At 54.4% G+C, this 7,048-nt stretch carries 9 protein-coding genes; 5 read left to right on the plus strand and 4 right to left on the minus strand.

From position 1 onward, the window contains the following. The coding region (locus Q0510_RS12355; RefSeq protein ID WP_298711929.1) for a prolyl oligopeptidase family serine peptidase at nt 1-475 on the plus strand (475 nt) is incomplete at its 5' end. Between the two features lie 335 nt (nt 476-810). Here the strand turns inward: Q0510_RS12355 and Q0510_RS12360 are convergent. Both Q0510_RS12360 and Q0510_RS12365 read right to left on the minus strand, forming a co-directional pair. Continuing rightward, a complete protein-coding gene (locus Q0510_RS12360) occupies nt 811-1,815 on the minus strand; it encodes an AraC family transcriptional regulator (protein ID WP_298711932.1) in 1,005 nt (334 codons plus the stop codon). Between the two features lie 65 nt (nt 1,816-1,880). Then, on the minus strand, nt 1,881-2,789 hold the full coding sequence (locus tag Q0510_RS12365) for a bestrophin family protein (protein ID WP_298711934.1): 909 nt from the start codon (nt 2,787-2,789) through the stop codon (nt 1,881-1,883). A gap of 74 nt (nt 2,790-2,863) precedes the next feature. On the opposite strand from Q0510_RS12365, the gene Q0510_RS12370 reads away from it, so the two are divergent. From Q0510_RS12370 to Q0510_RS12380, 3 genes are all read left to right on the plus strand, one after another. Beyond that, a complete protein-coding gene (locus tag Q0510_RS12370) occupies nt 2,864-3,436 on the plus strand; it encodes a Crp/Fnr family transcriptional regulator (protein ID WP_298711937.1) in 573 nt (190 codons plus the stop codon). A gap of 69 nt (nt 3,437-3,505) precedes the next feature. After that, complete coding sequence (locus tag Q0510_RS12375; protein WP_298711938.1) at nt 3,506-3,982, plus strand: carboxymuconolactone decarboxylase family protein; 477 nt, start codon at nt 3,506-3,508, stop codon at nt 3,980-3,982. Nucleotides 3,983-3,999: 17 nt separating this feature from the next. Then, nucleotides 4,000-4,851 carry a dienelactone hydrolase family protein gene (locus Q0510_RS12380; protein ID WP_298711941.1) on the plus strand — a complete coding sequence of 284 codons (852 nt, stop codon included), beginning with the start codon at nt 4,000-4,002 and terminating at the stop codon, nt 4,849-4,851. Here the strand turns inward: Q0510_RS12380 and Q0510_RS12385 are convergent, their stop codons facing one another. Next, nucleotides 4,852-5,328, minus strand: coding sequence for a hypothetical protein (locus Q0510_RS12385; protein ID WP_298711943.1), 477 nt, complete (start codon nt 5,326-5,328; stop codon nt 4,852-4,854). It lies immediately after the preceding gene. Nucleotides 5,329-5,486: 158 nt separating this feature from the next. Here Q0510_RS12385 and Q0510_RS12390 point away from each other — a divergent pair, with 158 nt between their 5' ends. Further along, entirely contained in the window at nt 5,487-5,915 is a 429-nt protein-coding gene (locus tag Q0510_RS12390) for an SRPBCC domain-containing protein (protein ID WP_298711944.1), read from the plus strand. Here Q0510_RS12390 and Q0510_RS12395 read toward each other — a convergent pair. Further along, the coding region (locus tag Q0510_RS12395) for an alkaline phosphatase (RefSeq protein WP_298711947.1) at nt 5,906-7,048 on the minus strand (1,143 nt) is incomplete at its 5' end. The genes Q0510_RS12390 and Q0510_RS12395 overlap by 10 nt on opposite strands.

The following is a 7,048-nucleotide window of genomic DNA, read 5'->3' on the forward strand; positions in this document are numbered from 1 at the left end:
GGCGTACGATTACCTCCGAAAATCGGGAGAACCTAATATCTGGCTGCTGGGCTCGAGCCTCGGGGCGGCGGCGGTGCTGAAGGCGGTGAAAGACGGCGGGGTGGCCCCCAAGGGCATTATCCTGGAAGCCCCCTTTGCGACTTTGTACGACGCTACCTGCGCCCGTTTCAGGGCGGTCAATGCGCCGGAATTCCCTTTTGCGGGCTTGGTGGTGTTCTGGGGCGGAGCGATACACGGTTTCTGGGGCTTCGGGCATCAGCCCAGGGAAGACGCGCGCGCTGCGAAAATGCCGGCGCTGGTGGTGTACGGGGAAAAGGATGAAAGAGTGGAAAGATGGGAAATCGACGCGGTGTTCGATAACCTCGGAGGGCGGAAGGAGCTGGTGACGTTCCCCGGAGCGGGGCACGTTAATTTCCTGTCGCGCTACCGCGCGGAATGGACGGCGGCGCTTCGGGAATTTATCCTGATGGAATAAGTTCGTACAATCCGGTTGTATGGTTCATACAATCCCATTATACAAAAAGCCGGTGCAGAGCGCCGGCTTTTTTATTCCAGGTGTCTCAAGTCTAATTTGGGGAACGGGATTCTTGTCTGATTTCTTTGTCTTAAGCTAAACTGGAGAAAAACATTTAAGGGTATTGTCTCACAGTGAATTATAAATGCATTACCAGTTTCAGGAAGAGGGCCCGGGCCGGATCTTCGGGGTGAGTCAGCCTCAGCCAGGCGTGTCACCTTGTATCGTGAAATTGGCAAAAGAAGGCCATGCGGCATTGTATGTGCCGGGCCTGAAATTGTACGAAGTGAAAAAAATCACCCTGCGCGGTGAAGCCTGTTCTTTTCACGGAATTCTTCGGGCGTAATGCCGTGCTTGGCGCGGATGAGGCGCACCAGGTGCGATGCGTCGGTGAGGTTGGTGAATGCCGCGATTTCCCAGACGAGCTCATTGGTGGTGGTCAGGCGGTATTCCGCTTCTTCCAGCCGCTTTTGGGTCAGGTACTGGCGGACGTTCTTGCCATACTGGTCCTTGAACAACTTGTTGAGCGCCATGGAATGCGATCCTACTTTCCGGGCGATGGTGGCGGCGGAAAGGTCTTCTCCCAGGTTTTCCTGGATGTAATCGCAAGCATGGAGGAGCGTTGGCGGCACCTGGCGGCGGTTGAGGAGGAGGTTGAAGTATTGGGCGGTCAGCAACATCACGTTCCCATGCAGATGAAATTCCAACATGGCTTCGCTCTTGTTGTAGCTGCGCATGGCCTTGAATAGCTCCTTTTCTGCGTGGCCGGTGGGGATGAGGTTTTTCTGCTCCCCTTCCTGCTCTCCGCGCAACTGTTTATCCACCAGCGATTTGTACGCTTCGTATTTGTTGGTGAACCGTTGCATGAAGGAGTTGGAAAAAGAAATATACACCGAAGTGTAATGCGCCGGCGCAAATTCCGCGCGGTTAAACGCCTTGGGCGGCACATAATAGAAAGCGAACTTCTTTTCGGGAAGCATCAGCTTCTGCACCGAGCCCTGCAGCTCGCAGGGGATATTGCCTTCAAAACCGGTGTAAAGCGCCAACAAAGGCGTTTCGGTAATGGGGTAAAGGTAAACGTGCTCCTTAATGTCGAAATTCAACCAGCCAATGATAAAATCATCGCTGATAAATTCCTGTTTGAAGTATGCTCCGAACGAACCCTCGGTATAATGCACCTTCGTTCCCGGTACGCGCTGGGACTGGTATTGGGACGGTAGCCGGTCTGAAATTGTTACACGGTTTTTCAGATGTTCCGGGACGTCGAAATTCATGATAGCAGGACGATCTACTACGAACATAGGATAACAGTTTGGCTGAGGACTGATACCCGTAATTTACAATTTTAAATCCGGATTCCGTATCCCTACAGAATATACAACCTGCCTACGGGCTCCACCGGCGAAGGCAGCGGGCTGTGCCCCAACATCTCCAGCAGGTTGATCTCGATCGTCCGGGAGATGCTGTTTAACGGCAGCGACATGGGGTTGGTATCTAATGGATCCATGATACTCAATCCGTTCTGATGGGTGACGTGGAACACAAAGCCTACCGCCCAGCCGAAAAGAACAGCCCAGCCCCCGATGTTTTCCGTTAGGCTGAAGGTGGTCATCATCACGTAAAACCAAATAAATACGCGGGTAAAAAATAAATAGCTGGGCGGAAAAATCGTGTTCCGGATGCGCTCGCACATGCCCAGCTGGTCGGTAAAGGCCGTGAGCCGGGAGTTGAGGTCCCGGAACAGGAAGCCGTCCACGGCACCCAGTTCGCGGAGGGTGCGCAAATCGTTTGCCTGCAGCTGGAGAATGGCGTTCGGCGCGTTTTTGCTCGCGGCGACGGCTTCGACTTCGTCGGGATTGAGGTACCCCTGGTAATAAGTGTCCCCGTCTTTCCGCAAACTTGATTTCAAGGCGTACACGAACGCCAGGTGCCGGAATACCATGCGCCGCGCCAGCGTGTACCCTTGCCCCACCCCATCATCTTCCCCCACAAACGCCATCAGGTCCCTCGCCCATGTACGCGAATCGTTCACCAGCGAGCCCCAGATCTTCCTGCCTTCCCACCACCTGTCATACGCCTGGTTGTTGTTGAACCCGATGAAGAACGCCAGCGCCGTACCCAGCACCGCCGTAATACTCAGGGGAATGGAAATATGCTCCCGCAACCAATACGTATCCGCATAGTAAGCCAAAGTACAGAATATGATCATCGTGATATCCAGCTTCCAGGTCATCCGGAACACCTGTACCAGCGATAGCTTGTCGCGTAGCAGCATAAATTGTGGGTTTGATGCAGGAATTACAAAATGCGGCGCCCGATTGTTGACGCCAAAAAGTCTAATTTGCGTGAATGATATCCGAACTGACGGCCCATATCGAGAAATTCGCGCCACTGCCCGAAGCAGCCGGCGATATCCTGCCAGCTTATCTCGAACGGCGCAGCTATCGCAGGAAAGACCTGCTGCTCCGCGCCGGGCATATCTGCACGGCGAACTATTTCATTATTCAGGGCTGCTGCAGATCCTTCCAGGTCACGGAAAAAGATACGGAGCTCACCAATCACTTTGCCATCGAAAACTGGTGGATCACCGATTACTTCAGCCTCGAATCCGGGAAGCCTTCGGAATACAATATTCAGGCCATTGAAGATACGGAATGCATGGTTTTGTACCGCGACCGGCAAGACGAACTTTTCGAAAAACTCCCCCAGCTGGAACGTTACTTCCGCATCATCTCCCAACGCGCATTCGCCGCCGCGCTGCAACGCGTCACGTATATTTTCGGGAACACGGGGGAAGAGCGGTACGACCACTTCCGGCAATTGTTCCCCGATTTCCTGCAGCGGGTGCCGCAATATATGCTGGCGTCGTATCTCGGTTTTACGCCTGAATTCCTGAGCCGCATCAGGGCAAAACGCGGTTAGTTTTCTTGAACTGGTTCAAGAAATGGGAACCCTTTCCGCCGGAACTTTGTGTTACAAAAACGAAACATCATGTCACAAAGAGTCAACATCCGGAAAGCCGCCCCCGCAGGATACGCCGCCGTCGTTCATCTCGAAAAATATTTAACCACCACCCGCATTGCGCCGCTGCATCACGAACTGATCCGCATCCGCGCCTCGCAGATCAACGGCTGCACGTATTGCATGGACATCCATGCGAAAGACGCCCTGGCGCTGGGAGAATCTTCACGGAGGCTGTTTACCCTCAGTAACTGGCGCGAAACGGATTTCTTCACGGAAGAAGAACAGGTCATTTTAGCGGCAACGGAAGAAGTAACCCTCATTCACAAGGGCCTTTCCGATGAAACATACGCCGGCGCGGCCAGGGTATTCGACGAAGAATACATTGCGCAGCTGATTATGGCCGTGATCGTCATCAATGCCTGGAACCGCATAGGAGAAGCCACGAACATGAAACCGGCGCTGCTGGCGCCCGTTTCTGTTTACGGTAAAAAAAATTTAACTTGATGAAAACCCTGTTGCATATGGATCAAAATATCATCGACCTTTTCGACGAATATACCCACAAGCCCCTCCGCCGCGACGAGTTCATCAGCCGGCTGGCGAAGCTCACAGGTACCATGGCAGCTGCACTGGCCATCCTTCCCTTGCTGGAATCCAATTATGCCCGCGCAGCCGAACCCCTGAGCAACGACCTGGTGGAAGAAGAAGTCAGCTACCCCGGCGACGGTGTGACCATGAAAGGTTATCTCGTTCGCCCCAAAGCCGGCGGTAAACGCGGCGGCGTGGTGGTGATACATGAGAACCGGGGCCTGACGCCGCATATCAAGGACGTGACGCGCCGCGCGGCCGCTGCGGGATACACTGCACTCGGTGTGGATGCTTTGTCGGTTTTCGGCGGAACGCCAGCCAACGAAGACGAGGGCCGTACAAAAATCGGCCAGCTCGACAAAGCGCAGAATCTCAAAAACTACCTGCTTTCCCTCGAATACCTGCGGAACCGCCCCGACGCCAACGGGAAGACCGGCTGCGTCGGATTTTGCTGGGGCGGCGCCATGGCCAACCAGCTCGCCGTAAACGATCCGAAACTGAATGCCGCCGTGGCTTTCTACGGGATGCAGGCGGATGTGGCGGATGTTCCTAAAATCAAGGCGCACCTGCTGCTTAATTACGCCGAAACCGACGAACGCGTGAATGCTGGCATCACCGCATATGAAGCTGCATTGAAAGCGGCAGGCGTCAAATACGAATTGTACATCTATCCCGGAACCCAGCATGCATTCCATAACGATACCTCCGCAGCGCGTTACAACGAAGCCGCAGCAAAGCTGGCCTGGGAAAGGACTTTGAAAGTATTTAAGGAAACGCTGGCCTGATCAGCTTTGCGGGCGCCGGTACCAATACCAGGCAGTTAACACGATGGGCAGCCCCACGCAAACCATGTGAATGGCGATGCCCGTTAATGCACCCCGCAGCGTAAGCGGGCCCTGCGGCGCGAGCGATAAAGGAACGATGAAAAAACGCATGGCCGCCCATACGAACACGCCATAAAGGCAACCGGTAATCCATCGGTTTCCCTGCAGCAAACTTGCCTTTGGGTAGAGCCAGAAGAACAACAGGCTCCATCCGAATGCGACCAGGAAGTGAAGGAAAAGTCCGAGGATAATGAATTCACCGCCGCCGTTAAAGGCAGAACGCCCCGCAGCAGCGCTCGCCACATATCTGAAAACCCGGTCGGCCCGGAACTCCGTCTGGATAACAGCCGCCGTTCCGTCCAGCAACCAGACCATAAGGCCCGCATAAAGCGCACCCTGCAACAATCTCGTTGTCTGGACGGAAGTAGTGGTCGGCATGATTGGTGAATTGGGGATAAGAAGATTTAGATTCTGGCTGACGATCAGCGTTCATCCAATTTAAGTTATTCCTGCCAAATGACGATAGCACGTTTGTGTCGAAACTGATATTAACTTTTTGATAATACGTATATTTACAAGATTCAATTTCATCCAGTATGTACAACATAGAACAAACGCAGTATGTCAAAGCGCCGGCGGATAAGATATTCGACGCGCTAACGACGAAGGAAGGCCTTTTCGAAATATGGACAGAAAAACTCATCGTGAAACCCGAAATCGGATTCATCAACGAATTCGATTTTGACGATAATTACGCCACCCGCTTCAAGGTGCTGGCGATGGACCGCCCCCACCGCATCCGATGGGAGTGCGTGGAATCCGACCAGGAATGGGTGGGCACTTCCCTTTCTTTCGACATCGAACAACGGGAGAAATTTGCCGCCGTTACCCTCAAACACAGCAACTGGCGCGAGCTGACGGAATTCTACCGCGCCTGCAATTACAACTGGGGATGGTTCCTCTACAGCCTGAAACTGTACTGCGAAAAAGGAGAAGGCATTCCCTACCAGCGCCGTCAGTTCTGATAGCGGCGCAGGATCCGCATGATTTTATGGAAGATGTCCGTGTTTTCGTAAACGCCACGGAAGTCCGCGGAATGCGGACCGTAGGCGAATACGGGCACCATCACGGCGGTATGGTCGTTGGTGCTGAAATGCCCGTCTACATACCCTTTTGATATATTACCATCCAGGAGCGTAAGGCCACCGGTTTCATGGTCGGCCGTTACGATCACGAGGGTTTCGCCGTTGCTGTCGGCAAAGCGCATGGCTTCGCCGATGGCACGGTCGAAATCCAGCATCTCGGAAGTGAGATAAGGCACCGAATTCATGTGGCCGCCCCAGTCGATCTGCGCAGATTCTTCCATGATGAAAAATCCCCCGGGCTGCCGTTGCAATGACCTGATCGCGGTTTGCAGCGACCGGGTGAGGAAATCGCCGCGCCCCTGTGCGACGCGCAGCTGCGCACTGTCGTTCAGCACCATGAACTTCCTGCTGCGGATCGTATCTGCCGCGGCGAGGTCCTGCGCGATAGCGAATCCCTTTTTCCGCAGTTGTTCTTCCATCCCTTCAAAATGCTTTCCGCCCGCGCCGATGAGGATGCTCACAGGACTTTCCAGCAGTCCGCCCGCAATATCGGCATGCCGGTCGCGCTCGGTGGTGTGCCCGTAAAACGCGGCGGGCGTGGCGTCGGTAAGGTCGCCGGAGGTAATGAGTGCGCTCCTGATGCCCAGTGGCGCCGCGAGGTCGGGGATGGCGGGAATGGCCACGCCGGTATGATCCACACCCACCGACCGGTTCTTCGTTTTTTTGCCCGAAGCCATGGCTGTGCCGCCCGCGGCGGAATCGGTGATATAGCTGTCGGAAGATGCCGTTTTGCTGAAGCCGATGTTCAGCATCCCGAAGAGGTTCAACTGCCCGAAATTGGCGGTGTACCCGGCGTACACATGCGCCAAGCCCATTCCATCTCCAATCAGCAAAATGATATTTTTGACTTTGCTTTGCCGGTCGTTATTCCGGTAGGCGGGTTTATATGCTTTATGCGCCGAATCTCCCTGGAACTGCGACTGCACGCGGTTGCGGAGGTAGGCGGCCAGTTCGCCGGTTTTATCGGTGTTGATATAATCCACGCCCAGTTTCATCATCGTTTTCCAGGCGTT

It is taken from the genome of uncultured Chitinophaga sp. (assembly GCF_937874145.1).
In the GTDB taxonomy this organism is placed as follows: domain Bacteria; phylum Bacteroidota; class Bacteroidia; order Chitinophagales; family Chitinophagaceae; genus Chitinophaga.